This is a genomic window from Streptomyces sp. NPDC088762 (genome assembly GCF_044750905.1).
In the GTDB taxonomy this organism is placed as follows: Bacteria; Actinomycetota; Actinomycetes; order Streptomycetales; family Streptomycetaceae; genus Streptomyces.
Map to the genome: position 1 here is coordinate 93,254 of NZ_JBIVKT010000020.1, position 23,056 is coordinate 116,309.

Genomic DNA, 23,056 nt, shown 5'->3' on the forward strand with positions numbered 1-23,056 from the left:
GTGACCGGTCTTTCGACCATCCTGATCGTCGTCGGCCTCTTCCTGGCCGGCGGCGTCTACTCCTTCCAGAAGCAGCAGATGCCCAAGTCGGTCGTCGTCCTGCTCGCCATCGGCTCCGCGATGTGTCTGGTCGCCGGAGTCCTGCGGATCCAAGGAATCTGGGCATGAGCGCAGCCACCAAGACCGTCGTGGTCTTCGACTACGGCTTCGGGAACGTCCGCTCCGCCGAGCGCGCCCTCGCGCGCGTCGGCGCGGACGTCGAGATCACCCGCGACTACGACAAGGCCATGGACGCCGACGGCCTCCTCGTCCCCGGTGTCGGCGCCTTCTCCGCCTGCATGAAGGGCCTGCGGGACGTCCGCGGCGACTGGATCATCGGCCGCCGGCTCTCCGGCGGACGCCCGGTCATGGGCATCTGCGTCGGCATGCAGATCCTCTTCGAGCGCGGCATCGAGCACGGGGTGGAGACCGAGGGCCTGGACGAGTGGCCCGGCACGGTCGGCCCGCTCAAGGCCCCCGTCGTCCCCCACATGGGCTGGAACACCGTCGAGGCCCCGGCCGACAGCCAGGCCTTCGCCGGGCTCGACGCCGACGCCCGGTTCTACTTCGTGCACTCCTACGCCGCGAAGGACTGGAGCCTGGAGGTCACCAACCCGGTGATCCGCGCCCCCAGGGTCACCTGGGCCACCCACGGCGAGCGCTTCGTCGCGGCGGTGGAGAACGGGGCCCTGTGGGCCACCCAGTTCCACCCGGAGAAGTCCGGCGACGCCGGAGCCCAGCTCCTCACCAACTGGATCGAGACCCTCTGATGACTGCGACGCAGAAGAAGCTTGAGCTCCTCCCCGCGGTCGACGTCCGCGACGGGCAGGCCGTCCGCCTCGTGCACGGGGTGTCCGGCAGCGAGACCTCCTACGGCTCCCCGCTCGAGGCGGCCCTCGCCTGGCAGCGCTCCGGCGCCGAGTGGCTGCACCTCGTCGACCTGGACGCCGCCTTCGGCACCGGTGACAACCGCGCGCTGGTCGCCGAGATCACCCGCGCCATGGACATCAAGGTGGAGCTGTCCGGCGGCATCCGCGACGACGCCACGCTCGCCGCGGCCCTCGCCACCGGCTGCACCCGCGTCAACCTCGGCACCGCCGCCCTGGAGACCCCCGAGTGGGCCGCCAAGGCCATCGCCGAGCACGGCGACAAGATCGCCATCGGCCTGGACGTCCGCGGCACCACCCTCAAGGGGCGCGGCTGGACCAGCGAGGGCGGCGACCTCTACGAGACCCTCGCCCGCCTCGACTCCGAGGGCTGCGCCCGCTACGTCGTCACCGACATCGGCAAGGACGGCACGCTCACCGGCCCCAACCTGGAGCTGCTGAGGAACGTCTGCGCCGCCACCGACCGGCCCGTCGTGGCCTCCGGCGGCATCTCCTCCCTCGACGACCTGCGGGCACTGTCCGAGCTGGTCCCGCTGGGCGTCGAGGGCGCGATCGTCGGCAAGGCCCTGTACGCCAAGGCCTTCACCCTGGAAGAAGCCCTGAAGGTGGTCTCCGCATGAGCTCGCCCGACGCAGTACGCCGCATCTCCTCCGGCGGCGCCTACGAGGACGTCATCGGCTACTCCCGCGCCGTCCAGCTCCCGAACGGCCTGGTCCTGGTCTCCGGCTGCACCGCGGCCGACGCCAACGGCCCGTACGACCAGGCCATCGGCGCCTTCGGCGTCGCCTTCAAGGCCCTCGCCCAGGCCGGTCTCGGCCCCGAGCACGTGGTCCGCACCCGGATGTACCTCACCCACGCCCGGGACGTGGACGAGGTGGGCCGCGCCCACAAGGAACTGTTCGACGCGGTCCGCCCCGCCGCATCGATGATCATCGTGTCCGGCTTCGTCGACCCGAGCATGGTCGTCGAGGTCGAGGTCGAAGCGTACGGAGGTGCGGCATGACCCTCGCCGTACGAGTGATCCCCTGCCTGGACGTGGACAACGGCCGCGTCGTCAAGGGAGTCAACTTCCAGAACCTGCGCGACGCCGGGGACCCGGTGGAGATGGCCAAGCTGTACGACGCCGAGGGCGCCGACGAGCTGACCTTCCTCGACATCACCGCGTCCTCCGGGAACCGCGAAACCACCTACGACGTGGTGCGCAGGACCGCCGAGCAGGTCTTCATCCCGCTGACCGTGGGCGGCGGCGTCCGCACCGCGGACGACGTGGACAAGCTGCTGCGGGCCGGCGCGGACAAGGTGGGCGTCAACACGGCCGCCATCGCCCGCCCCGAGCTGATCCAGGAGATCGCGGAGCGGTTCGGGCGGCAGGTGCTGGTGCTCTCGGTCGACGCGCGCCGGACCGCCTCCGGGTCCTTCGAGGTCACCACGCACGGCGGCCGCAAGGGCACCGGCATCGACGCGGTCGAGTGGGCGCACCGGGCGGCCGATCTGGGCGCCGGGGAGATCCTGCTGAACTCGATGGACGCGGACGGTACGAAGGACGGCTACGACACGGAGATGATCGCGGCCGTACGCAAGCACGTGACCGTCCCGGTGATCGCGTCGGGCGGCGCCGGGCGGCTGTCGGACTTCCCGCCGGCGATCGAGGCCGGTGCCGATGCGGTGCTCGCGGCCTCGGTGTTCCACTTCGGCGATCTGCGGATCTCCGAGGTCAAGTCGGCCCTTCGCGAAGCGGGGCACCCGGTCCGCTGACGCCTCGCCCCTGGCCGGCCGGGGGTGTGGGGCCGCTGCGCGGAGCCGGTCCCCCACCCCGCCCCTTCCCGAAACCGGGCTCTGCCCGGACCCGGTCCTCAAACGCCGGACGGGCTGAAAGCCCCTGGGGCTCCGCCCCAGACCCCGCGCCTCAAACGCCGGCGGGGCTGATTTCCGCCCGCCCAGCGTTCCAAGCGCGGGTGCGGGGCGGAGCCCCGGCAGCGGCGCTGCAGCCGCTAAATACCCAGCTCGGCCACCGTCAGCTTGGCCACGGCCTCCTTCTCCCCGTCCAGCGAGACATCGGCGGCGGCCTGCCGGCCAAAGCAGAACAGGGTCAGCTCACCCGGCTCGCCGGTCACCGTCACCACCGGCGTCCCCTTGTGGGCAACGGCGGTCTGGCCGTTCGGGCGGCGCAGGACCAGGCCCACCGGCGCGCGGCGGCCCGTCAGGCGGGCCAGTTTCTCCAGCCGGGACCACAGCGCGTCCGAGAACACCGGGTCCAGCTCCCGCGGGGTCCAGTCCGGCTGGGCCCGTCGCACGTCCTCCGCGTGGACGTAGAACTCCACCGCGTTCGCGGCCTCGTCGATCTGCTTGAGGGAGTACACCGACATCTTCGGCGGCCCCGTGCGGATCAGCTGGATGAGTTCCTCGTACGGCTTGGCCGTGTACTCCTCCATCGCCTTGTCCAGGCGGGCCTTCAGCACGTTCAGCAGCAGGCCCCCCGCCGCGTCCGGGCGCCGCTCCCGCACCACCACGTGCGCCGCCAGTTCCCGGCAGGTCCAGCCGTCGCACAGGGTCGGCGCCTCCGGCCCGGCCGCCTCCAACAGGTCCGCCAGCAGCAGTCGTTCGCGCTTCGCATGGGTAGACATGCGGTTCAGCCTACGGCTGGATCACGCCGCGTGCCTGCTCATCAGGCGGACAGTGATCCTTGTCCGGCATTCCCGCCCGGCACAATGGCCGCATGAGTACGTCCCCCCGCTCCGGCAACCTCGATCCCGCCGTCGCCGCGCGCCTCAAGCGCTCCGCCGACGGCCTGGTACCGGCCATCGCCCAGCAGTACGACACCGGTGAGGTGCTCATGCTCGGCTGGATGGACGACGAGGCACTGCACCGCACCCTGACCACCGGCCGCTGCACGTACTGGTCCCGCAGCCGCCAGGAGTACTGGGTGAAGGGGGATACTTCCGGCCACTTCCAGCACGTGAAGTCCGTCGCCCTCGACTGTGATGCCGACACCGTGCTCGTCAAGGTCGACCAGGTCGGAGCCGCCTGCCACACCGGCGCCCGCACCTGCTTCGACGACGATGTCCTCCTTCGCCGCGACGCCGACTAGGTAGGTTCCCACGCCATGGATCTTGAGACGTTCCGCAAGCTCGCGGCCGACCGCCGCGTCATCCCCGTGAGCCGCAAGCTGCTGGCCGACGGGGACACCCCCGTCGGTCTCTACCGCAAGCTGGCCGCCGAACGCCCCGGCACCTTCCTGCTGGAGTCCGCCGAGAACGGCCGCTCCTGGTCCCGGTACTCCTTCGTCGGCGTGCGCAGCGACTCCACGCTGACCGTCAAGGACGGCCAGGCCCACTGGATCGGCACCCCGCCCGTGGGCGTCCCCACCGGCGGCGACCCGCTCGAGGCCCTGCGCGCCACCGTCGAGGCCCTGCACACCCCCCGCGACCTCGCGGGCGGCATGCCCCCCTTCACCGGCGGCATGGTCGGCTACCTCGGCTACGACATCGTGCGCCGCCTGGAGCGCATCGGCGAGCACACCGCCGACGACCTCGAACTGCCCGAGCTGACCATGCTCCTCACCTCCGACCTGGCGGTCCTCGACCACTGGGACGGCACCGTCCAGCTCATCGCCAACGCCATCAACCACAACGACCTGGACTCCGGGGTCGACGAGGCCTACGCCGACGCCGTCGCGCGCCTCGACGCCATGGAGGCCGACCTCGGGCGGGCCGCCCCGTACGCCCCGGCCCCCCTGCCCGCCTCCGAGCTGCCGCCGTTCTCCGCGCTGTGGGGCGGCGAGGACTACCAGGCCGCCGTCGAGGACATCAAGGAGCGGATCCGGGCCGGCGAGGCCTTCCAGGTGGTGCCCTCGCAGCGGTTCGAGACCCCCTGCGAGGCCTCCGCGCTCGACGTGTACCGGGTGCTGCGGGCCACCAACCCGTCCCCGTACATGTACCTCTTCCGCTTCGAGAACGGCTTCGACGTCGTCGGCTCCAGCCCCGAGGCGCTGGTCAAGGTCGAGGACGGGCGGGCCATGGTCCACCCCATCGCCGGCACCCGGCACCGCGGCGCCACCCCGCAGGAGGACAACGACCTCGCCGAGGAGCTGCTGGCCGACCCCAAGGAGCGCGCCGAGCACCTGATGCTCGTCGACCTGGGCCGCAACGACCTCGGACGGGTCTGCGAGCCCGGCTCCGTCGAGGTCGTCGACTTCATGAGCATCGAGCGGTACTCGCACGTCATGCACATCGTGTCCACCGTCACCGGGCGGGTCGCCGAGGGCCGGACCGCCTTCGACGTGCTCACCGCCTGCTTCCCGGCCGGCACCCTGTCCGGCGCGCCCAAGCCCCGCGCCATGCAGATCATCGAGGAGCTGGAGCCCTCCCGCCGCGGTCTGTACGGCGGCTGCGTGGGCTACCTGGACTTCGCCGGCGACTCCGACACGGCGATCGCCATCCGCACCGCGCTGCTGCGCGACGGGACGGCGTACGTCCAGGCCGGCGCCGGGGTCGTCGCCGACTCGGTGCCCGAGCTGGAGGACCAGGAGTGCCGCAACAAGGCCGCCGCCGTGCTGCGCGCGGTGGGAGCGGCGAACCGCCTCCACCGCTCCTGAGGGCGTAGGGGATAGTGGGGTACGTGAGTGCCGTACCCCCGCCCCGAACTCCTGCCGAGGCCCCCGACAGCAAAGGCGGCCGCCGCAGCGTGGCCGTCGCCCTGCTGCTCGGCACGCTCGGTGCCACCGTCGTCCTGCTCGCCTCCGGCCGGATCTGGGCCCGGGGCACCACCGCCTTCGGCGGCGACTCGCTCGTGCTGACCGCGGACGGGCGGGCCGTCACCGGCCTCCCCGCGGCGCTGGCCATCGTGGGGCTCGCCGCCCTGGTCGCCGTCTTCGCCGGACGCGGCAAGGGCCGGGTGCTGGTGTCGGGGCTGCTGGCGCTCAGCGGCCTGGGCGCGGCCCTGACCGCGCTCTTCGCCGCCGACGGCCGGCGGGCCCTCGATGCGGAGGCCGCCCGTACGACCGCGGACACCGCGGCCCAGGCGGCCGGGCTGACCCAGACGGCGTGGCCGTACGTCACCGCCGTCGGCGCCGTCCTGATCCTGGCCTCCGGGCTGCTGGCGCTGCGCTTCGGCCGGAGCTGGCCGGCGATGGGCGGCCGCTACGAGCGCGACGGCAGCCCGCGTGCCCGCAAGGCCGCGGCGGTGGATCCGGACCGGCCGGAGGATCTGTGGAAGGCTCTGGACCGGGGCGAGGACCCGACCCACTGACCCGGCCCGGCTCCCGTCCGGTGAGCCGGCCCGCCGATCGGGCCGCGGTGACCGGCCGACTGGCCGACCCCCGTGGACGGTGACCCCGCCCCGTGCGGGACAATGACATCGAGCGTTCGACACTGACCGCACGTTCGACACAGCAGCGTGACAGAGCAAACGAGGAGCAACTCATGGCGGGCACGAGCCACGGACACACCCCGGCCGCCTGGACCGGTGTCACCATCGCCTTCATCGGTTTCTGCATCTCCGGCGCCTTCATGGTGATCGCGAACCCGCTGGGCTTCTGGGCCGGTCTCGTCGTCGTCGCGATCGGCGGTGTCGTCGGCATGGCCATGAAGGCCGCGGGCATGGGTGCGCCGAAGGCCTCCCACAAGGACCTCGCCGAGGTCATCGCCGCCGGCAAGGTTCCCGCCAAGGTCTGAGCGGTACCGAGCAAGCCGAAAGGCGCGGCCCCGTGGGGCTGCGCCTTTTGTCATGACCGGAGAGAATCGGCGCGTGGACGCCTCCCGTACCCCCGATGTCGTACCGCCGCCGCCGGCGCCCCCGGCCTCCCGCGCCCGGCGGCTGGCCGCCCCGGCGCTCACCCTGGCCGCGGCCGTCTCCGCCTTCGCGTACGTGGGCGCCGTTGACCCCAACGAGCCGGGCCACTACCCGGTCTGCCCGCTGTTCCGGCTGACCGGAATCCTGTGCCCCGGATGTGGCGGTCTGCGCAGCGCCCACGCGTTCGCCCAGGGCGATCTGATCACTGCTTTCGGGGCAAATGCCCTCGCCGTCGCCGGCTACTTCGCCTTCGCCGGATTCCTGGCCCTGTGGCTGGTTCGGGCCGTCCGCGGCGGCCCCGCGCCCCGGATCGTCCTGCGGGCGCCGTACTGGTGGGCGATCGGTGCCGTGGCCCTGGCTTTCGCCGTTGTCCGGAATCTTTCTTTCGGTTCCGCGCTCGCTCCCTGAGGCCCGTATCCAGGCCGAATGAAGCCCTGATTCCGAATGTCCAGTTACTGGGACGGCGTCAACCGCGTGCGGAGTGCAAGGCCACCTGCGGATACCATTTGATTGCCGACCTTGCAGTGGAACGTGTCTGCAAGGCGGCCGACCGTCATCGACCCGGAAGGGGGCCGCTCGCGTGAGTGTGCTCGACGAGATCATCGAAGGGGTCCGCGAAGACCTTGCCGAACGGCAGGCCCGCGTGAGCCTCGACGAGCTCAAGGAGCGTGCCGCCAAGGCGCCCCAGGCCAAGGACGGCGTCGCCGCACTGCGCGGTGACAGCGTCAAGGTGATCTGCGAGGTCAAGCGCTCCAGCCCGTCGAAGGGCGCGCTGGCCGCGATCGCCGATCCGGCCGGACTCGCCGCCGACTACGAGGCGGGCGGTGCGGCGGTCATCTCCGTCCTCACCGAACAGCGCCGCTTCGGTGGCTCGCTGGCCGACCTGGAGGCCGTCCGCGCCCGCGTGGACATCCCGATCCTGCGCAAGGACTTCATCGTCACGGCGTACCAGCTCTGGGAGGCCCGCGCCTACGGCGCCGACCTCGCACTGCTGATCGTCGCGGCCCTGGAACAAGAGGCGCTCGTCTCCCTCATCGAGCGGGCCGAGTCCATCGGCCTCACCCCGCTCGTCGAGGTCCACGACGAGGAAGAGGTCGAGCGCGCGGTTGCGGCCGGCGCCAAGATCATCGGCGTGAACGCCCGCAACCTCAAGGACCTCAAGGTCGACCGCTCCACCTTCGAGCGCGTCGTCGGCGAGATCCCGGCCCACATCGTCAAGGTCGCCGAGTCCGGCATCCGCGGGCCGCACGACCTGATCGCCTACGCCAACGAGGGCGCCGACGCCGTCCTGGTAGGGGAGTCCCTGGTCACCGGCCGCGACCCGAAGGCGGCCGTGGCCGACCTCGTCGCCGCCGGGGCCCACCCCGCCCTGCGCCACGGCAGGAGCTGACCCGTCCTCATGACCCACGACCGCCCCTCCGTCCGCACGTCGCACGTGCCGCAGGCAGCTCGCCGCGGCCCGGTCGGCGTGCCGACGGCGCACGCGCCCCTGGCGCGCGGCTGCCGCCCCCGCGGCTGCCGCGCCCCGGCCCGGCGCGTGCACGGGCGGCGGGTCCGGTACGTGATCGGCTCCGAGCCCGGTCAGGTCAACGGCATGCGATGGCGCCGCGGAAGCGCGCCGTAACGAGGAATCGCGCGGTCCCCACCGCGCGGAACCGCTACGGCCCGCTGCCCCGGGCCGCCGGCCCCGGGCAGGGGCCGCTCCGCAGCGTATTCAGGCACGCCGAAAGGTGTGTGTGTCACGGGCGGGCGGCGCAATACGGTGAAGAGCACTTCCGCCGCATCTCGCACCCGTAGGAGCACTGGACATGTCCAGCGAGTTCTTCATTCCGGACCCGGAGGGTCACGTCCCGAACGCCGAGGGTTACTTCGGCGACTTCGGCGGCAAGTTCATCCCGGAGGCGCTCGTCGCCGCCGTGGACGAGGTCGCCGTCGAGTACGACAAGGCCAAGGGCGACCCGGCCTTCGCCGCCGAGCTCAACGAGCTGATGGTCAACTACACCGGCCGGCCCAGCGCCCTCACCGAGGTGCCCCGGTTCGCCGAGCACGCCGGCGGCGCACGGATCTTCCTCAAGCGCGAGGACCTCAACCACACCGGCTCGCACAAGATCAACAACGTGCTGGGTCAGGCGCTGCTCACCAAGCGCATGGGCAAGACCCGCGTCATCGCCGAGACCGGCGCGGGCCAGCACGGTGTCGCGACCGCCACCGCCTGCGCCCTGTTCGGCCTCGAATGCGTCATCTACATGGGCGAGATCGACACCCAGCGCCAGGCGCTGAACGTCGCCCGCATGCGCATGCTGGGCGCCGAGGTCATCGCGGTGAAGTCCGGCTCCCGGACGCTGAAGGACGCCATCAACGAGGCCTTCCGCGACTGGGTCGCCAACGTGGACCGCACCCACTACCTCTTCGGCACGGTCGCCGGACCGCACCCCTTCCCGGCGATGGTCCGCGACTTCCACCGGGTCATCGGCGTCGAGGCCCGCCGCCAGATCCTCGAGCGCGCCGGCCGGCTGCCCGACGCCGTCGCGGCCTGCGTCGGCGGCGGCTCCAACGCCATCGGCCTCTTCCACGCCTTCATCCCGGACACCGACGTCCGCCTGGTCGGCTTCGAGCCCGCCGGGCACGGCGTGGAGACCGGCGAACACGCGGCCACGCTGACCGCCGGCGAGCCCGGGATCCTGCACGGCTCCCGCTCCTACGTCCTCCAGGACGAGGAGGGCCAGATCACCGAGCCGTACTCCATCTCGGCCGGTCTGGACTACCCGGGCATCGGCCCGGAGCACTCCTACCTCAAGGACAGCGGGCGCGGCGAGTACCGCGCGGTCACCGACGACGCCGCCATGCAGGCCCTGCGCCTGCTCTCCCGCACCGAGGGCATCATCCCGGCGATCGAGTCGGCGCACGCCCTCGCGGGCGCCCTCGAGCTGGGCAAGGAGCTGGGCAAGGACGGCCTGCTGGTCGTCAACCTGTCCGGACGCGGTGACAAGGACATGGACACGGCCGCCCGCTACTTCGGGCTGTACGACGCCGACGGCGAAGTCGCCGAGAACGAGTTCTCCGAGGGGGACGACAAGTGAGCGCCACGCACGGGCAGGGCAACATCGAGCTGCTGAGCGCCACCCTCGCCAAGGCGAAGTCCGCTGACCGGGCCGCGCTCGTCGCCTACCTCCCGGCCGGGTTCCCGACCGTCGACGGCGGCATCGAGGCGGTCAAGGCCGTCATCGCGGGCGGAGCGGACATCGTCGAGATCGGGCTGCCCCACAGCGACCCGGTGCTCGACGGGCCCGTCATCCAGACCGCCGACGACATCGCCCTGCGCGGCGGCGTCAAGATCGCCGACGTGATGCGCACGGTCCGCGAGGCGCACGAGGCCACCGGGGCCCCGGTCCTGGTGATGACGTACTGGAACCCCATCGACCGCTACGGCGTCGAGCGGTTCACCGCCGAACTGGCGGCGGCGGGCGGCGCGGGCTGCATCCTGCCCGACCTGCCGGTCCAGGAGTCCGCCCTGTGGCGCGAGCACGCGGAGAAGCACGGTCTGGCGACCGTCTTCGTCGTGGCCCCCAGCAGCAAGGACGAGCGCCTGGCCACCATCACCGAGGCCGGCTCCGGCTTCGTCTACGCGGCCTCCCTCATGGGCGTCACCGGCACCCGTGAGTCCGTCGGCAACCAGGCCCAGGACCTGGTCCGCCGCACCCGCGCCACGACCGAACTCCCGGTCTGCGTCGGCCTCGGCGTCTCCAACGCCGCCCAGGCCAAGGAGGTGGCCGGCTTCGCCGACGGGGTGATCGTCGGCTCGGCCTTCGTGAAGCTGCTGCTGGACGCGCCGGACCTGCCCGCCGGGCTGGACGCCGTACGGGCGCTGGCGGGCGAGCTTGCGGAAGGCGTACGCAGGTCCTGACGCCGGGCGGGTTACGGGAGGGTTCTGTAGCCCGATCGGGTGGAAGTGGGAGCAGGGAGGCACGCGAGTGCCTCCCTGCTTCGTTTGGCCGAACGTGAGCGAGAAGAACGACGACGGTGCGAACCGCGATGCGACGAAACGATCGGCCCGCGAGCGACTCCAGATGGAGCGCGAGCGGCAGAAGAACCGGGACAAGCGCCGGCGGACCCTCATCGTGTCGGCGGCGGTGGTCGGCGTCCTGGGCCTGGCCGCCGTCGTCGGCCTGATCGCGGCGAACACCGGCAAGAGCGACAAGGCCGCGAAGGAGGGGCCGGTGGTCGCTCCCTCCGGGGCCACCGGCAAGGACGCGCTCGCCATCCGGACGGGCAAGGACGAGGCCAAGTCCACGCTGACCGTGTGGGAGGACTTCCGCTGTCCCGCCTGCAAGGCCTTCGAGGAGAACTACCGGGCCACCATCCACGACCTGGAGGCCAAGGGGCTGCTCAAGGTCGACTACCACCTGGTCACGCTCATCGACGGCAACATGGGCGGCAGCGGATCGCTGAAGGGCGCGAACGCGGCGGCCTGCGCGCAGGACGCCGGCAAGTTCTCCGCCTACCACGACGTCCTCTTCCAGAACCAGCCGCAGGAAACCGACGACGCCTACGCCAAGAACGCCAAGCTGCTGGAACTGGCCGGCAAGGTGGAGGGGCTCGACACCCCCGCCTTCCGGTCGTGCGTCGAGGACGGCACCCACAACAGCTGGGTGGGCAAGTCGCAGGAGGCCTTCCGCGCCGGGAAGTTCCGTGGCACGCCGACCGTGCTGCTCAACGGCAAGGACATCTTCTCCGACCAGGCCAATCCGGTGACCCCGCAGAAGCTGAAGGAGCAGGTGGAGGCCGCGGCCAAGGGCGCCTCCGGCGCCCCGGCGGCGACGGGCGCCGCCAAGGCCTCACCGTCGGCAACGCCGTCGGCCACGCCCTCGGGGCGGGCCTCGAAGTCGCCCTCGAAGAGCGGATCGGCGGGCGCGGGGGAGGGCTGAGAGCCCGGCGGGGCGGCGGGGACCCGGCCGTGTCCGTGTGTGGATTTGGTTTCGGCTTGCCGGGCGGTTGCCGTCTGCACCGCCCGGCAGGGTAGCGTCGGGTCTGCCATGGACATTGCTTACATCCCCAGTCCGTCGACCGGCGTGATCCATCTCGGACCGATCCCGCTCCGCGGCTACGCGTTCTGCATCATCATCGGCGTTTTCGTCGCCGTCTGGCTCGGCAACAAGCGCTGGGTCGCGCGCGGCGGAAAGCCGGGCACGGTCGCGGACATCGCCGTGTGGGCGGTGCCGTTCGGCCTGGTCGGCGGTCGCCTCTACCACGTGATCACCGACTACCAGCTCTACTTCGGCGAGGGCCGCAACTGGGTCGACGCCTTCAAGATCTGGGAGGGCGGCCTCGGCATCTGGGGCGCGATCGCGGTGGGCGCGGTGGGCGCCTGGATCGGCTGCCGGCTGCGGGGCATCCCGCTCCCGGCCTGGGCCGACGCCCTGGCCCCCGGCATCGCGCTGGCCCAGGCCTGCGGGCGCTGGGGCAACTGGTTCAACCAGGAGCTGTACGGCCGCGCCACCGACCTGCCGTGGGCGCTGGAGATCAGCGAGGGCCCGAACCGGGTCGCGGGCACCTACCACCCGACCTTCCTGTACGAGTCGCTGTGGTGCATCGGGGTCTCGGTGCTGGTCATCTGGGCCGACCGGCGCTTCAAGCTCGGGCACGGGCGGGCGTTCGCGCTGTACGTGGCCGCGTACTGTGCCGGGCGCGGCTGGATCGAGTACATGCGGGTCGACGAGGCCCACCACGTGCTGGGGCTGCGGCTGAACGTCTGGACCGCGATCGTGGTGTTCGTGCTCGCGGTGGTCTACTTCGTGCTCTCGGCGAAGCTGCGCCCGGGGCGTGAGGGGGTTGTCGAACCCGACGCCTCGGGCAGTGGGGGCGACAAGGACGCGGCGCCGGCGTCGGCGTCGGCGTCGGCCGAGGGTGAGGCGGGTTCCGGCGATGCCGCTCCCGCTGACGCGGCCGAGGTGAAGGACTCCGTGCCCGGGGAGGGCAAGCCCGTCGATCCGGACGGGGCCGGGCCGAAGGACTCCACGCCCGGGGAAGGCGGGGCCGCGGAGGCCCCCGAGGCCAAGGCGACCGTCCTGACGAAGGGCGCGCCGGCGGCCGAGGCCGAGGGTGAGGCTCCGGAGGCCGGGAAACGCTGACCGTACGGTCCCGAAAGGGGGCGCCGCGCACCCTGCGGGGCCCCCTTCGGCGTACCCGGGCGGGGTTGTGCGGTGCGGTGCCGCTGCGCGGAGCGGTCCCCTACCCGCCCTTCCACCGTTCCCCGGGGCGCAGCCCCGGCCCCCAACACGGGCGCTCCGCGCCCGTCGCCTCAAACGCCGGCGGGGCTGAAACTTCCCCCCCGCCGGGGGCACATCCAGCCTCGCCGGCGTTTGAGGCGCGGGGTCTGGGGCGGAGCCCCCGGGACGCGGTCCGCGGAATGCCGCGTAACCGCTTCCTCGGGCCGTTTCCGTGCGGCCGGGCCATTTCAGCCTCGCCGGCGTTTGAGGCGCGGGGTCTGGGGCGGAGCCCCAGGACGCGGTCCGCAGGGGACTGGCGGCCCGCGGCACCCCGTGGGGGCCGGGGCATGGCCCCGGTGGCGGGGGTCAGTGGGGGGACGTGCGCGCGGCGAGCGCAAGGGTGCGGTGGGCCGCAGCGACCACCGCCGGGTCCACGAAGCGGCCGTCCGGGAGGGCCAGTGCCCCCGGCGTGGCACGGGCCGCCGTCACGATCTCCTCCGCCGCCGCCACCTCCGCGGGAGCCGGCAGGTAGGCCCGCTCGATCACCGGCAGCTGCCGCGGGTGGATCGCCGCCCTGCCGAGGAAGCCGAGCGAGCGGCCCCGCGCGCAGGAGACGGCCAGCGCCTCCAGGTCCCGGATGTCCGGGAAGACGGACTGGGCCGGCGGCGCCAGCCCCGCCGCGCGGGCCGCGACCACCACCCGGGAGCGCGGCCAGTCCAGCCCCGCCTCCGCGCTCACGCCCAGATCGGCCCGCAGATCCGCCTCTCCGAGCGACAGCCCGCGCAGGGCGGGATGCGCGCGGGCGATCTCGTACGCACGCTCCACCCCCAGCGCCGACTCCAGCAGCGCGTGCAGGCAGACCCCGCCCGTGCGGTCGGCGGCGGCCACCACCTGCTCCGGCGCGCTGATCTTCGGCAGCCGCAGCCCCGCCAGGCCGTGCAGCCCCCCGAGGGCGGCGAGGTCGGCGCCGCCCCAGGGGGAGTCGAGCGGGTTGACGCGTACGTGGACGGGGACCGGCTGCCGCTCGCCGAGGCGTTCGGCCGTGGCGGCGCGGGCGTACTCCTTGCGGGAGACCGGAACCGCGTCCTCCAGGTCCACGATGACGGCGTCCGCACCGCTGTCGAGGGCCTTGGCGACCACCTCCGGGCGGTCGCCCGGTGCGTACAGCCAGGTCAGGATCACAGCGCCCCCTCCCTCCGCAGAGCGGTGATCTCGGCCTCCGTCAGGCCGAGCTCCGTCAGGACCTCGTGGGTGTCCGCGCCGTGCGGGCGGCCCGCCCAGCGGATCGCGCCGGGGGTCTCGGAGAGCCGGAAGAGGATGTTCTGCATCCGGAGCGGGCCGAGTTCCGGGTCCTGGACCTCGGTGACCGTGTCCAGCGCCGCGAACTGCGGGTCGGCCATCACGTCCCGTACGTCGTAGACCTGCGCGACGGCGGCCTCGGCCTCCTCGAAGGCCGCGATGACCTCCTCGGCCTTGTGGCGGGCGATCCAGCCGCCGACCGCCTCGTCCAGGACGTGCGCGTGGGCCGCCCGGCCGGCGCCGGACGCGAACCAGGGCTCGGCGATCACCTCGGGCCGGCCCACCAGCCGCATGACCCGTTCGGCGACGGACTGGGCGGAGGTGGACACCGCCAGCCAGCGATCGTCGGCACTGCGGTAGGTGTTGCGGGGGGCGTTGTTCGTGGAACGGTTGCCCGTGCGGGGCTGGACGTAGCCGAGCTGGTCGTACCAGAGCGGGTGCGGGCCGAGCACGGTGAGGATCGGCTCGATGATGGCCAGGTCCACGACCTGCCCGTGCCCGGTGCGGTCGCGGCCGGCGAGCGCGGTCATCACGGCGTAGGCGGTGGTGAGCGCGGCGATGGAATCCGCGAGACCGAAGGGCGGCAGCGTCGGCGGCCCGTCCGGCTCGCCGGTGATCGCGGCGAAGCCGCTCATCGCCTCCGCGAGGGTGCCGAAGCCGGGGCGGTGGGCGTAGGGGCCCTGCTGGCCGAAGGCCGTGACGCGGGTCAGGACCAGCCGCGGGTTCGCGGCGGACAGCTCGGGCCAGCCCAGACCCCACCGCTCCAGGGTGCCGGGGCGGAAGTTCTCGATGACGACGTCGGCGGTGGCTGCCAGGCGCAGCAGGGTGTCCCGGCCGCCGGGGGCGGACAGATCGAGGGTCATCGTCCGCTTGTTCCGCCCGAGCAGCTTCCACCACAGGCCGACGCCGTCCTTGGCCGGGCCGTGCCCGCGCGAGGGGTCGGGGCGGACGGGGTGCTCGACCTTGATCACCTCGGCGCCGAAGTCCCCGAGGAGGGTGGCGGCCAGCGGGCCCGCGAACAGGGTGGCGAGGTCGAGGACGCGCAGTCCTTGCAGCGGTCCGGCGGCCTCCGGGTCGGGGGCGCGGGAGGGTGCGGCGCCGGCTCCTGTTGCGGCGGCTGTCACGACGAGGCTCCGGGCGCGGCGGCCGCCCCGGTCCCGGCGCCCGGCCCGGCCGGGGCGGCCGCGTCGGTTTCGGCTCGGCTCGGCATCGAGTCCTGGGCGCCGGGGCGCTGGACGGACAGGGCGGCGGCGCAGGAGGCCCAGGCGAGGGCGTCGGCCATGGGGCGGCCCTCGCCCAGGGCCACCGCGAGGGCGCCGACGAAGGTGTCCCCGGCCGCGGTGGTGTCCACGGCCCGGACCCGTGGCGCTGGCACGGTCAGCGCCTCCCGGCCCCGGGCGGCGTACAGGGAGCCGGCCGCACCGAGGGTGATCACCACCTCGGGGACGTCCTGCAGGAGGGCCGCGGCCGCCTGGCGGGGGTCGGTGAGCCCGGTCAGGGCGGCGGCCTCGTGCTCGTTCGGGACCAGCAGGTCGGTCGCGGCGAGGAGTTCGGCCGGCAGCGGCTGCGCGGGGGCCGGGGTGAGGACCGTACGGACGCCGTGGGCGCGGGCGGCCACGGCTCCGGCGAGGACGGCCTCCAAGGGGAGTTCGAGCTGGAGGAGCAGGGCGTCGCAGGCGGCGATCCGGGCGTCGTCGTCCGCCTCCAGACCGGTGACGTGGGCGTTGGCGCCGGGGATGACGATGATGCTGTTGGCGCCCTCGTCGTCCACCGTGATGTGGGCGGTGCCGCTGGGGCCCTCGACGGTGCGCAGGGCCGCCGTTTCGACCCCGGCCGCGGTGAGCGCGGAGCGCAGCCGTACGCCGAACTCGTCGGCGCCGACCGCGCCGATCATGACCACCTCCCCGCCGAGGCGGGCCGCGGCGACGGCCTGGTTGGCGCCCTTGCCGCCGGGGACCGTACGGAAGGAGCGGCCGGTGACGGTCTCCCCGAGGCGGGGGGCTTTGGGGACGTAGGCGACGAGGTCCATGTTCGTACTGCCGAGCACGGCGATGGCCGTCATGAGTGTGGTGCCTCCTGTGCGGCGAGGTGGTGGGTGAGGCGGGCGAGGGCGTCGAAGCCGATGCCGTCGAAGCCGGGGACGCTGGTGGAGAGGCGGTTGTTGAGCGGTGCGGTCCAGCGGTGCGGGAGGTTCCGCGGTGAGCCGGCCAGGATCCCGGCGAGGGCGCCGGCGGTGGCGCCGTTGGAGTCGGTGTCCCAACCTCCCGACACCGCACGGCAGATGGAGCCGGTGAAGTCGCCGTCCGCGTGGGTGAGGGCGGCGGCGAGCAGGGCGGTGTTGGGGAGGGCGTGCACCCAGTGGTGGTGGCCGTAGCGGGCGTGCAGCCGGTCCACGACGCGGTCGAAGTCGGCCTCCCGCTCGGCCGCCGCGATCCCGTGGCGGACGGCCTCGGCGAGGCGGGAACGGGGCGGTACGACGGCCAGGCCGGCCCGGAGCGCGGTGTGCACGTCGGCGCGGCCGCCGGCGGCCTCGGCGGTGGCGGCGGCGACGAAGAGCGCGGCGTACACCCCGTTGGCGGTGTGGGTGAGGACGGCGTCACGGTGGGCCTGGGCCGCGGCCGCGGCCGGATCGCCGGGGTTGGTCCACCCGTGGACGTCGGCCCGGATGAGGGCGCCGATCCACTCGCGGAAGGGGTTGTGGTGGGTGGCGGTGAGCGGGGGCTCCAGGCCGTGCAGCAGATTGCGGTAGGCGACGCGCTCGGCGGTGAAGGTCCGGCCGGCGGGGAGTTCGTCGAGCCAGAGGCGGCCGACGTCGGCGGTGGTGAAGCCCTTGCCGTGCCGCTGGAGGAGCAGCAGGCCGAGGAGGGGGTAGTTGAGGTCGTCGTCCTCGGGCATGCCGTCGATGTTCTCGGCGAGGGAGGTCGGGGCCGAGCGGCGGTTCCAGGGGTGGGCGGCCAGTACCTCCGGCGGGACGCCGCGTTCGGTGAACCAGTCGTCCAGCGGCCAGTTCCCGGCGGCCCGCGCGAGGGCCCGGATCCCGTCGAGCGGCAGCTTCTCGACGGGCTTGCCGAGCAGGCACCCGGCGGCCCGCCCGAGCCAGGCGGCTTCCAGCCGGGTCTGCAGGGGGGCGGGGTGGGCCGCGGGCGCGGCGGTACGGGGGACCCCGTCGCCCGGCCGACGGGGAACCCCGTGGCCCGGCCCCGGGCCCGGGTCCGCCTCGGCGCGGGGCCGGGCGTGCGCCGGGGCACCTCCTCGGGCGCCGAACGTGGCCTCGGGGTCGGACAGTGATGCGGTACGGCGTTCGGCGCCCTGCGGGGGCGCCCCGGCACCCACCCGGCCCCGCGCCGAGCCGGGGGCGGAGTCGGAGTCGGGGTCCGGGGCGGGCCGGGTGGCGCGGATGGACTGCCAGGAGGTGGGTTCGTCGGGGGCGAGGGGGGAGGGGAGGCGGGCGAGTTCGTCCAGGAGGCGGCTCGCGAGGGCGCGCAGTTCCGCGGATGCCGGGCCGGGGGAGGCGCCGGCCCGCCCGGGGGCCGGGTGCCCGCCGGCCGCCGCCCAGGTCCGCCGGACCGCCTCGGCGTCCCGGCCGTCCTCGGCGGCCTGCCGTAGCTCGTGCCCGATCAGGTCCTCGGGCTGTACCCAGGTGACCCGCAGCGGCCCGTCGCCGCCTGCCGGGACGGCACGCCCGGGCGGGGTCGCGGGCGCCGGCCCGGGGCGGAGAGGGGACTGCGACCCGGGGAAACCGCCGCCGTCGGGGCGATGAGGCGCTGCCGCCGGGAAAGCGGCCCCGGACCGGTGTCCCGCGGGCGCGGGCGACGGGCTGCGGCCGGACCGGGGGCCGCGTTCCGCGGGGTGGGCGGTGGCGGTGGGGCGGCGGCCGGGGGCTTCGGCAGGGGCCGTCGGCCTGGCCGGGGCGGGTCGGGGTTGGGGTTCTCGGGGGAGGCTGGTGGCGGTGGGGCGGTGGGTGGGGGCTTCGGTGGGGGGCGTTGGCCTGGCTGGGGTGGGTCGGGGTTGGGGTTCTCGGGGGAGGCCCGTGGTCGTGGGGCGGTGGGTGGGGGGCGGGGGTGTCATCGGGGGTCCGTGAGGGCGGCGAAGGCGGCTTCGTGGGCGCGGCGGCGGGCGCGGTCGAGGGTGAAGACCTCGCGGGCCACCGCCGCCAGGGCCGCGGCCGGGGCGTGGAGGTCGAGACGGCTGGCCTCGGCGACCTGCTTGGCCCAGGCCGCCGGGACCGCGGCCTCGCCGCCCAGCGCCCCGGCGACGGCGCCGGCCATGGTGGCGATGGAGTCGCAGTCCCGGCCGTAGTTGACGGCGCCGAGCACGGAGGTCTCGTAGCGGCCGTCCGCGATCAGCAGCATCCCGAGGGCGATCGGGAGTTCCTCGATGGAGTGCAGGCGGGAAGGGCGGCGGGCGCCCAGCGAGGGGGCGCGGTAGTCCGGGCCGACCGAGTCGTACGGGGCCACCGCGGCGCGGAGCGGGACCAGGGCCGACTCGAAGTCCCGGTGCGCCGAGGCCGCTTCGGCGACGGCGGCGATGGCCGCCCGGGTGCCGTCCTTGGCCAGGGACAGGGCCGTGTCCACCACCGAGGCGGCCGTCGCACCCGGCACGCATGCCGCCGCGACCGCCGCCGCGAACACGCCCGCCGCCTCCCGTCCGTACGACGACTGGTGGGCGCCCGCAATGTCCAGCGCCTCCGCGTACGCGCCCGCCGGATTGCCCGCGTTGACGATCCCGACCGGCGCCATGTACATCGCCGCACCGCAGTTGACGATGTTGCCGCTGCCCGCCTCGCGGGGGTCGGCGTGCGCGTAGTGCAGCCGGGTCACGATCCACTTCTCGGCGAGGAAGATCCGCTGCAACGGCAGGGCCTCCGCCTCCAGTTCGGGGATCCAGCGGGGGTTCGTCATCAGATCGGGGACCAGGTGGTCGGCGACGGCGTAGGCGTCGAGGTGGTCCCGTACGGCCTCGTAGACCCGTACCAGCGCGTGCGTCATCAGCGTGTCGTCGGTGACGTGCCCGTCACCCTTGTGGTACGGGGCGATGGGGCGGGCGGTGCGCCAGTCCTCGTGCCACGGGCCGACGATGCCGTGCACGCGGCCGCCGTGCCGTTCCACGATCTGGTCCGGGCTCCAGCCCTCCACCGGGCCGCCGAGTGCGTCGCCGACGGCGGCTCCGACGAGAGCGCCGCAGGCCCGGTCCTCCAACGTGAGCGTCATGTCCGAATCATCCCTTGGGTGCGGTGAGTTCCGTGCGACCGAGGAGCGTGGCGAGCTCCACGAGATCGGTTCCGGCGAGGCGGGGGAGGGCGCAGCCGGAGAGGGTGCGGCAGGCCTCGCGCCAGGCGGCGGGGATCGAGTCGCCGCCGCCGAGGGCGCCGGTGAGCGCGCCGGCGAGGGCCGGGGCGGAGTCCGCGACGCGGGACAGGCAGGCGGCGGCGGGGACGGCCTCGGTCACCCTGCCGCGGGCGGCGGTCGCGAGGGCGAGGGCCACGGGGACGGTTTCGGCGGCGGCGATCCCGTAGCTGTAGACGTGGTCCACGATCTCGTGTTCGAGGGTGGGGACGATGGCGAAGGCGCCGCCGCCGAGACCGTCCGCCCGGTGGGTGCGGGCGAGTTTGACGGCGTGGCGGGCGTTGCGGGCGATCTCGGTGGATGCGGGGAGCTGTTCGAGGGCGGCGTCGACGGCGGCGTCCACGTCGGGGGTGGCGAGGGCGGTGGCGACGGCGGCGGCCATGGCGCGGGCGCCGTGGACGCCGTCGCCGTCCTGGGTGTAGCGGGCGTCGAACTCGGCGAGGTCGGCCGCCGCGCGGGGGTCGCCGGGGTGGACGACGGCGAGGACGCAGGCGCGGATGCAGGCGGCGTCGTCGAAGTAGTGCGGGTTGTCGTGGCCGGTGGCGGGCGGGCGCAGGCCGGCGGCGAGGTTGCCGAGGCCGGCGCGGACGGAGATGCGGGCGCGGAGGGGGAGGACGGCGGATTCGACCTCGGGCGCGCGGTCCGCCGCCGCGGCGATCTCGGAGGCGAGGGCGTTCCAGGCGAGGTCGATGGCGGCGCGCATCCGCCTGGACCGGGAGAGGTCGCTGAGCAGGACTCCGGCGGCGGTGAGGACGGACTCGGCGGCGAAGGCGGCCCACTCGGCGTCGTCGCTCGGTCCGAGGCGGAGGGGTTCGGGGGGCTGGTTGAGGGCGATGGGGACAGGGAGGGTGGTGGTGGCGTTCTGCTCGGCGAAGGTGTCGAGCTCGCGGGTGAGGCGGCGGGTCCACTCGGGCATGCGGCTGGCGCGGTGGCGGGCGGCGGGCCAGCCGGCCGCGTCGCCCGCGGCCAGCCCGAGCAGCAGCCCTTCGATCCGCCGCCCCCCGGCGCCGCCGCCCCGCACCTCGACGCGGACGACGACACTCCCCGAGTCCGTCCTGGCGTCCGTGCCGAGCTGAGTGGTTGTGGCCCCGGGGTCCGTTCCGGGCTCCGCGCCGACCTGGGTGGTTTCCGTCGGCGGCCGGGGCGCAGGGGTTCCGGGTTCGGGGCGTGTGGGGGTGGCGGGCTGGAGGTCCGGGAGGGGCAAGGCGCCGGGCTCGGCGCGCAGGAGGAAGGTGCCGGGCGTGGGGGGCACCGGTTCCGGGACGGCGGAGGTGGTGGGCACCCGTTCCTGGGCGGCGGCGGCGGCGGAGGAGGAGGTGGTGGTGGGCACCGGTTCCGGGACGGCGGAGGTGGTGGGCACCGGTTCCGGGGCGGTGGCGGTGGCGGGTGGGGCCGAGTCTGCCGGGGTCATCTGGGGGCCTCGTATTCCGGGGTGAGGAGGTCCGCGATGTCCAGGACGTGGTAGCCCCGCATCGAGGGGAGGCAGCTGCCGCGGACCGGGCCGATGGCCGAGGACCAGGGGAGGGGGACGGCGCCCGCGCCGCAGAGGGCGCCCGCCAGCGCGCCCGCGACCGCCGCCGTGGTGTCGGCGTCGCGGCCCATGTTCACCGCGGTCAGGACGGAGGAGGGGAAGTCGCCCCGGCATGCCGCGAAGGCGCCGAAGGCCAGGCCCACGGCCTCGGGGGCCAGGTCCGTCCACGGGTAGCCCCCGATGACCACCGCCGAGCGCACCGCCCGCTCCCCCCTCGGCGCGGCGGTGACGGCCCGGCGCAGGGAGCGGGCCGTCCACGAGTCGGAGGGGATGACGGACAGCGCCGCCGAGACCACCGACGCGGGGCTGCCGCCCGCCATGGCCGCGGCGACGCCCGCCGCCACCGCCTGGCCCCCGTAGATGCCCTCGCCGTCGTGGCTGACGGAGCCGTCGATGGCGACCAGCCGGGCCGCCTCCGCCGGGCGGCCCGCCGCGAACACCCCGAAGGGGGCTGCCCGCATGGCGAGCCCGTCCGACCAGGCGTGCCGGTGCTGGGCCGAGATCGGGGCCGCCAGGCCGCGCCGGAGGTTTTCGAGGGTGCCGCGCTCGCTGAAGCCGGCCCCGCGGAATGGGCCCTCGTCCAGGTCCGCGATCCAGTGGTGCCACGCGCGCTCGACGTGCGCGACGGTGAGCGCCGATCCGTGGCGGGCCAGCAGCAGGCCCGAGAAGATCGCGTACTCCGTGTCGTCCGTCCCCGCCGGGTCGTCGGAGACGAAGCCCTCGATGCGGCCCCACTTCGCGCGGATCTCCGACGGTTTCATGTTCTCGGCGGGGGCGCCCAGCGCGTCCCCCACCGCGAGGCCCAGAAGAGCGCCCCTGGCCCGTTCGAGGAGGACCTGCGGATTGCATGCAATCAGCTCCATGGCGCGCCTCTCCATTTGGTGGGACCCATCGTGAGCCCTTGGGGGATTTGTGCCATGGCAGGTGGTTTGTCGCTCGTCGCGAAACACCCCGCGAACGTCCCCGTCACCCGGTCGCCGACCCGCAAAACCGCAGGTAAGTACGGCCTACCTTGCTGGCGGGCCACAAAAATCGTGCGTACTTTCGAGGTGTCCAGGGGGAGCGGCGTGTCTCGCGGCGCCCGTTCGCACACATGGGGAGACATCCGTATGTCCATCATCGACATCGAAGCACCGCTGCACACCGCGCACCGGGACAACCACACCCACCGCGATGTCAACGGCGGATGGCTGCGCCCGGCCGTCTTCGGTGCCATGGACGGACTGGTCTCCAACCTCGCGCTCATGACCGGCGTGGCGGGCGGCGCCGTCGCCCCGCACACCATCGTGATCACCGGGCTCGCGGGCCTCGCGGCCGGCGCCTTCTCGATGGCGGCCGGCGAGTACACCTCCGTGGCCTCGCAGCGCGAACTGGTCCTCGCCGAACTGGACATCGAGCGCCAGCAGCTGCGCAAGCACCCCGTCGACGAGATGGAGGAGCTGGCCGAGCTCTACGTCTCGCGCGGTGTCGAACCGGCCCTCGCCCGCGAGGTCGCCATGCAGCTGTCCCGTGACCCCGAGCAGGCGCTGGAGATCCACGCCCGCGAGGAGCTCGGGATCGACCCCGACGACCTGCCCTCGCCGCTCGTCGCCGCGGTCTCGTCCTTCGGCTCCTTCGCCCTGGGCGCGCTGCTCCCCGTACTGCCGTACCTGCTCGGTGCCACGTCCCTGTGGCCGGCGGTGCTGCTGGCGCTGGCCGGGCTCTTCGCGTGCGGCGCGGTCGTCTCGCGGGTCACCGCCCGGTCCTGGTGGTACAGCGGACTGCGGCAGCTGGTCCTGGGTGGCGCGGCCGCCGGTGTGACGTACATCCTGGGCACCTGGATCGGTGGAGCCGTAGGCTGATCGAGCAGGGAGTGCCACACTATGCAGAGCTCCGCATAAGTAATCCGTTACCCTGCGGTTTCGATCCTGTGTCCAGCGGGCATCAGATCGGGGCGCCCGGGCAATGAAGCCCGCCACG

At 73.9% G+C, this 23,056-nt stretch carries 25 protein-coding genes; 17 read left to right on the forward strand and 8 right to left on the reverse strand.

Annotated features, from left to right (window positions below):
• Genes ACIP5M_RS32000 through hisF form a run of 5 tightly spaced genes read left to right on the forward strand, consistent with a single transcriptional unit; the run spans nt 1 to nt 2,681 of the window.
• Nucleotides 1-168 carry a hypothetical protein gene (locus tag ACIP5M_RS32000; RefSeq protein ID WP_401203325.1) on the forward strand — a complete coding sequence of 56 codons (168 nt, stop codon included), beginning with the start codon at nt 1-3 and terminating at the stop codon, nt 166-168.
• Nucleotides 165-809: an imidazole glycerol phosphate synthase subunit HisH gene (gene hisH / locus ACIP5M_RS32005; protein WP_401203328.1), complete on the forward strand. Its 645-nt coding sequence runs from the start codon at nt 165-167 to the stop codon at nt 807-809. The genes ACIP5M_RS32000 and hisH overlap by 4 nt, the downstream gene beginning before the upstream one ends.
• Nucleotides 809-1,546, forward strand: a complete 738-nt coding sequence (priA, locus tag ACIP5M_RS32010; protein ID WP_401203330.1) for a bifunctional 1-(5-phosphoribosyl)-5-((5-phosphoribosylamino)methylideneamino)imidazole-4-carboxamide isomerase/phosphoribosylanthranilate isomerase PriA — start codon at nt 809-811, stop codon at nt 1,544-1,546. The genes hisH and priA overlap by 1 nt, the downstream gene beginning before the upstream one ends.
• Nucleotides 1,543-1,929 carry a RidA family protein gene (locus ACIP5M_RS32015; protein WP_401203333.1) on the forward strand — a complete coding sequence of 129 codons (387 nt, stop codon included), beginning with the start codon at nt 1,543-1,545 and terminating at the stop codon, nt 1,927-1,929. Before priA ends, ACIP5M_RS32015 begins: the two co-directional genes overlap by 4 nt.
• Nucleotides 1,926-2,681 (forward strand): imidazole glycerol phosphate synthase subunit HisF, encoded by a 756-nt coding sequence (hisF, locus tag ACIP5M_RS32020; protein ID WP_401203336.1) that lies wholly within the window; start codon nt 1,926-1,928, stop codon nt 2,679-2,681. The genes ACIP5M_RS32015 and hisF overlap by 4 nt, the downstream gene beginning before the upstream one ends.
• A 236-nt stretch (nt 2,682-2,917) precedes the next feature.
• On the opposite strand, the gene ACIP5M_RS32025 is transcribed toward hisF, so the two are convergent.
• Nucleotides 2,918-3,550, reverse strand: a complete 633-nt coding sequence (locus ACIP5M_RS32025; protein WP_401203339.1) for a TIGR03085 family metal-binding protein — start codon at nt 3,548-3,550, stop codon at nt 2,918-2,920.
• Nucleotides 3,551-3,642: 92 nt separating this feature from the next.
• On the opposite strand from ACIP5M_RS32025, the gene hisI reads away from it, so the two are divergent.
• The 11 genes from hisI to lgt all read left to right on the forward strand — a co-directional run bounded on the left by hisI (nt 3,643) and on the right by lgt (nt 12,844).
• Nucleotides 3,643-4,014 carry a phosphoribosyl-AMP cyclohydrolase gene (hisI, locus tag ACIP5M_RS32030; protein WP_401203342.1) on the forward strand — a complete coding sequence of 124 codons (372 nt, stop codon included), beginning with the start codon at nt 3,643-3,645 and terminating at the stop codon, nt 4,012-4,014.
• Nucleotides 4,015-4,029: 15 nt separating this feature from the next.
• Nucleotides 4,030-5,520: an anthranilate synthase component I gene (locus ACIP5M_RS32035; protein WP_401203345.1), complete on the forward strand. Its 1,491-nt coding sequence runs from the start codon at nt 4,030-4,032 to the stop codon at nt 5,518-5,520.
• Between the two features lie 14 nt (nt 5,521-5,534).
• Entirely contained in the window at nt 5,535-6,173 is a 639-nt protein-coding gene (locus ACIP5M_RS32040; RefSeq protein WP_401203348.1) for a TIGR02234 family membrane protein, read from the forward strand.
• 173 nt (nt 6,174-6,346) lie between these two features.
• Nucleotides 6,347-6,598 carry an HGxxPAAW family protein gene (locus tag ACIP5M_RS32045; RefSeq protein ID WP_401203351.1) on the forward strand — a complete coding sequence of 84 codons (252 nt, stop codon included), beginning with the start codon at nt 6,347-6,349 and terminating at the stop codon, nt 6,596-6,598.
• Nucleotides 6,599-6,650: 52 nt separating this feature from the next.
• Nucleotides 6,651-7,124, forward strand: a complete 474-nt coding sequence (locus ACIP5M_RS32050; RefSeq protein WP_401203353.1) for a DUF2752 domain-containing protein — start codon at nt 6,651-6,653, stop codon at nt 7,122-7,124.
• Nucleotides 7,125-7,296: 172 nt separating this feature from the next.
• Nucleotides 7,297-8,106 (forward strand): indole-3-glycerol phosphate synthase TrpC, encoded by an 810-nt coding sequence (gene trpC / locus ACIP5M_RS32055; RefSeq protein WP_214932893.1) that lies wholly within the window; start codon nt 7,297-7,299, stop codon nt 8,104-8,106.
• A gap of 45 nt (nt 8,107-8,151) precedes the next feature.
• Nucleotides 8,152-8,340, forward strand: coding sequence for a tryptophan biosynthesis modulator TrpM (trpM, locus tag ACIP5M_RS32060; RefSeq protein ID WP_401203534.1), 189 nt, complete (start codon nt 8,152-8,154; stop codon nt 8,338-8,340).
• Nucleotides 8,341-8,524: 184 nt separating this feature from the next.
• A complete protein-coding gene (trpB, locus tag ACIP5M_RS32065; protein ID WP_401203356.1) occupies nt 8,525-9,796 on the forward strand; it encodes a tryptophan synthase subunit beta in 1,272 nt (423 codons plus the stop codon).
• Nucleotides 9,793-10,620: a tryptophan synthase subunit alpha gene (gene trpA, locus ACIP5M_RS32070; protein ID WP_401203358.1), complete on the forward strand. Its 828-nt coding sequence runs from the start codon at nt 9,793-9,795 to the stop codon at nt 10,618-10,620. The genes trpB and trpA overlap by 4 nt, the downstream gene beginning before the upstream one ends.
• A gap of 94 nt (nt 10,621-10,714) precedes the next feature.
• The gene (locus ACIP5M_RS32075) at nt 10,715-11,641 is read left to right on the forward strand and encodes a DsbA family protein (RefSeq protein ID WP_401203361.1); all 927 of its coding nucleotides are present in this window, start codon (nt 10,715-10,717) and stop codon (nt 11,639-11,641) included.
• Nucleotides 11,642-11,749: 108 nt separating this feature from the next.
• The gene (gene lgt, locus ACIP5M_RS32080) at nt 11,750-12,844 is read left to right on the forward strand and encodes a prolipoprotein diacylglyceryl transferase (protein WP_401203364.1); all 1,095 of its coding nucleotides are present in this window, start codon (nt 11,750-11,752) and stop codon (nt 12,842-12,844) included.
• A 444-nt stretch (nt 12,845-13,288) separates the two neighbouring features.
• Here lgt and ACIP5M_RS32085 read toward each other — a convergent pair whose 3' ends face one another.
• The 7 genes from ACIP5M_RS32085 to ACIP5M_RS32115 are packed head-to-tail and all read right to left on the reverse strand — an operon-like array spanning nt 13,289 to nt 21,960.
• Nucleotides 13,289-14,104 carry an HpcH/HpaI aldolase/citrate lyase family protein gene (locus tag ACIP5M_RS32085; protein WP_401203367.1) on the reverse strand — a complete coding sequence of 272 codons (816 nt, stop codon included), beginning with the start codon at nt 14,102-14,104 and terminating at the stop codon, nt 13,289-13,291.
• Nucleotides 14,101-15,345, reverse strand: a complete 1,245-nt coding sequence (locus ACIP5M_RS32090) for a CaiB/BaiF CoA transferase family protein (RefSeq protein WP_401203370.1) — start codon at nt 15,343-15,345, stop codon at nt 14,101-14,103. Before ACIP5M_RS32090 ends, ACIP5M_RS32085 begins: the two co-directional genes overlap by 4 nt.
• Nucleotides 15,342-16,283: a ribokinase gene (gene rbsK / locus ACIP5M_RS32095; RefSeq protein ID WP_401203373.1), complete on the reverse strand. Its 942-nt coding sequence runs from the start codon at nt 16,281-16,283 to the stop codon at nt 15,342-15,344. Before rbsK ends, ACIP5M_RS32090 begins: the two co-directional genes overlap by 4 nt.
• Complete coding sequence (locus ACIP5M_RS32100; RefSeq protein ID WP_401203376.1) at nt 16,280-18,289, reverse strand: ADP-ribosylglycohydrolase family protein; 2,010 nt, start codon at nt 18,287-18,289, stop codon at nt 16,280-16,282. The genes rbsK and ACIP5M_RS32100 overlap by 4 nt, the downstream gene beginning before the upstream one ends.
• Complete coding sequence (locus tag ACIP5M_RS32105; protein ID WP_401203378.1) at nt 18,286-19,431, reverse strand: ADP-ribosylglycohydrolase family protein; 1,146 nt, start codon at nt 19,429-19,431, stop codon at nt 18,286-18,288. The genes ACIP5M_RS32100 and ACIP5M_RS32105 overlap by 4 nt, the downstream gene beginning before the upstream one ends.
• A 7-nt stretch (nt 19,432-19,438) precedes the next feature.
• On the reverse strand, nt 19,439-20,977 hold the full coding sequence (locus ACIP5M_RS32110; RefSeq protein ID WP_401203381.1) for an ADP-ribosylglycohydrolase family protein: 1,539 nt from the start codon (nt 20,975-20,977) through the stop codon (nt 19,439-19,441).
• Nucleotides 20,974-21,960 carry an ADP-ribosylglycohydrolase family protein gene (locus ACIP5M_RS32115; RefSeq protein ID WP_401203384.1) on the reverse strand — a complete coding sequence of 329 codons (987 nt, stop codon included), beginning with the start codon at nt 21,958-21,960 and terminating at the stop codon, nt 20,974-20,976. The genes ACIP5M_RS32110 and ACIP5M_RS32115 overlap by 4 nt, the downstream gene beginning before the upstream one ends.
• 246 nt (nt 21,961-22,206) lie before the next feature.
• Between ACIP5M_RS32115 and ACIP5M_RS32120 the strand changes: the two genes are divergently transcribed.
• Entirely contained in the window at nt 22,207-22,938 is a 732-nt protein-coding gene (locus tag ACIP5M_RS32120; protein ID WP_401203386.1) for a VIT1/CCC1 transporter family protein, read from the forward strand.
• Nucleotides 22,939-23,056 lie beyond the last annotated feature (118 nt).